At 74.5% G+C, this 2411-nt stretch carries 3 protein-coding genes; 1 reads left to right on the plus strand and 2 read right to left on the minus strand.

Translation table 11 applies throughout. From position 1 onward, the window contains the following. Positions 1-793, plus strand: a 793-nt coding sequence (locus VFW24_00585) for a hypothetical protein (GenBank protein ID HEX5265246.1), incomplete at its 5' end; no start/stop codon positions are given. A 43-nt stretch (positions 794-836) separates the two neighbouring features. Here the strand turns inward: VFW24_00585 and VFW24_00590 are convergent. Both VFW24_00590 and VFW24_00595 read right to left on the minus strand, forming a co-directional pair. Next, positions 837-2105, minus strand: a complete 1269-nt coding sequence (locus tag VFW24_00590; GenBank protein HEX5265247.1) for a glutamate-1-semialdehyde 2,1-aminomutase — start codon at positions 2103-2105, stop codon at positions 837-839. 7 nt (positions 2106-2112) lie between these two features. Beyond that, the coding region (locus VFW24_00595; protein HEX5265248.1) for a porphobilinogen synthase at positions 2113-2411 on the minus strand (299 nt) is incomplete at its 5' end.

Consider the following 2411-nt stretch of genomic DNA (forward strand, 5'->3'; position numbering starts at 1 on the left):
CGGCCGGACCGAGGTCTCCGCCCGCCTGGTCGTCGTGGCCGACGGCTCCAACTCCCGGGTCGGGCGGGCCCTCGGCACCCAGCGGGACAGGGGCTGTCCCCAGGGGATGGCGATCAGGGGCTACTTCACCTCGCCCCGCCACGACGAGGAGTGGATCGAGAGCCACCTCGACGTGCGCGACGCCGGCGGCAACGTCCTACCCGGGTACGGCTGGATCTTCCCCGTGGGGGACGGCCGGGTGAACGTGGGGGTGGGGCTCCTGTCCACCTTCAGCCAGTGGAAGGAGGTCAACACCTCCCATCTCATGGACGCCTTCGTGGCCGGCGCCCCGCCGTCCTGGGAGATCCGCCCGGACACGTCCTGCGGGCCGCCCACGGGCGGGAGGCTCCCGATGGCGTTCTCGGTCGGGCCCCGGACCGGTCCGGGCTGGCTGGTGTGCGGGGACGCCGCCGGCGCCATCAACCCGTTCAACGGGGAGGGGATCGCCTACGCCTACGAGACGGGCCGGATGGCGGCCATGGCCGCCGCCGACTCGCTGGCCGGCGGGGGCCAGGAGGCGCTGGCGGACTACGAGCAGCGGCTGGAGGACAGCTACGCGCTCTATTACAAGGTGGCCCAGGCGTTCGTGCGGATCATCGGGCGGCCCCGGCTGATGCGGGTGATGGTCGACACGGGCCAGCACAGCCGGACGCTGATGGAGTGGGTGCTGCGGATCATGTCCAACCTGCTCCGCCCCGACGAGATCGGGCCGGCCGAGGCGGCCTACCGGGCCGTGGCCGCTCTCCTGAGATAGCGCCGGCGGGTTGGGGCCCCGCCGGCAGCTGCGGGCGAGGTCCCTAGGACCCGGGTGCCCGCAGCGAAAGCGCAGCCTTGTAGGCGGCCTCGGCGGTCTGTTCCAGCTCCTCGTCCCCGTGGGCCAGGCCCGGGAACAGGACCTCATAGGCGCCGGGAGCCATGGCCACCCCCTGGTCGAGCAGGCCGTGGAAGAAGGGGGCGTACCTGCCGTTCCCGGCCGCCGCCCGGGCCCCGTCGTAGTCGACGACGGTGTCCCCGGACAGGAAGACCCCGACCATCGTCTCCCAGACCGGGACCTGCGCCGCCACTCCCGCCCCGCTGAGAGCGTCCCCGAGCAGGGCCCCGAGCCGGGACGCGGTCGCGGCCAGGGCCTGGTAGGCGCCGGCGCCGAGGAGGCCGAGCACGGCCAGCCCGGCGGCGGTGGCGACGGGATTCCCGGCCAGGGTGCCGGCCTGGTAGACGGGGCCCAGGGGGGCCAGGGTGGCGAGAAGGTCGCTCCTGCCCCCGAAGGCGGCCAGGGGGAGGCCGCCGCCGATCACCTTGCCGAACATCCACAGGTCGGGGGTGACGCCGGTGATGCCGGTGGCGCCGGCCGGGCCGACCCGGAATCCGGTGATCACCTCGTCGAAGACCAGCAGCGCCCCGGCCCGGTCGCACGCCGCCCGCAGCCCCTCGAGGAAACCGGGCGCGGGGGGGACCAGGCCCATGTTGGCGGCCACCGGCTCGACGATCACGCACGCCACGTCGGGGCCGATCTCGGGGACCCGGTTGTAGGGCACGACCACGGTGTCGGCCACCGCCGCCGGCGGGACCCCGGCCGAGTCGGGCAGGCCGAGGGTCGCCACCCCGGTGCCCGCTGCGGCCAGGAGGGCGTCGGAGTGGCCGTGGTAGCAGCCGGCGAACTTGACGACCCGGGTGCGCCCGGTCGCGCCCCGGGCCAGGCGCACCACGCTCATGCCCGCCTCGGTGCCGCTCGAGACCAAGCGGACCATCTCGCAGCCGGGGACCCGCCCGGCGATCGCCTCGGCCAGCTCGACCTCGCGGCGGGTGGGCGCCCCGTAGGTCGTCCCGTCGGCGGCGGCCCGGGACACCGCCTCGACGACCGCCGGATGGGCGTGACCCAGGATGGTGGCGCCGTAGGACTGCACCCAGTCGACGTAGCGCCGGCCCTCCTCGTCCCAGACGTGGGGCCCCCGGGCCCGGGCCACGAAGTAGGGCGTGCCGCCGACGGCCCGGAAGGCCCGGACCGGGGAGTTGACCCCGCCCGGGATCACCCGCCGGGCGCGCTCGAACAGCTCGTCGTTGGTCACGGCTGCGCTACCCGAGCAGGGACGCCAGCTCGGCAGCGAGGTAGGTGAGGATCACGTCCGCCCCGGCTCTCTTGATGGCGGTCAGGTGCTCGAGGGCCACCCCGTCCCCGTCGATCCAGCCCCGCTCGGCGGCGGCCTTGATCATGGCGTACTCCCCGCTCACGTGATAGGCGGCAACCGGGGCGTCGAAGCGTCGGCGCACGGCGGAGATCACGTCGAGGTAGGCGAGGGCCGGCTTCACCATCACCATGTCGGCCCCTTCGGCAATGTCCAGCTCGACCTCCCGCAGGGCTTCCCGCCGGTTTC

Source organism: Acidimicrobiales bacterium, from assembly GCA_036273495.1.
Lineage (GTDB): Bacteria > Actinomycetota > Acidimicrobiia > Acidimicrobiales > JAJPHE01 > DASSEU01.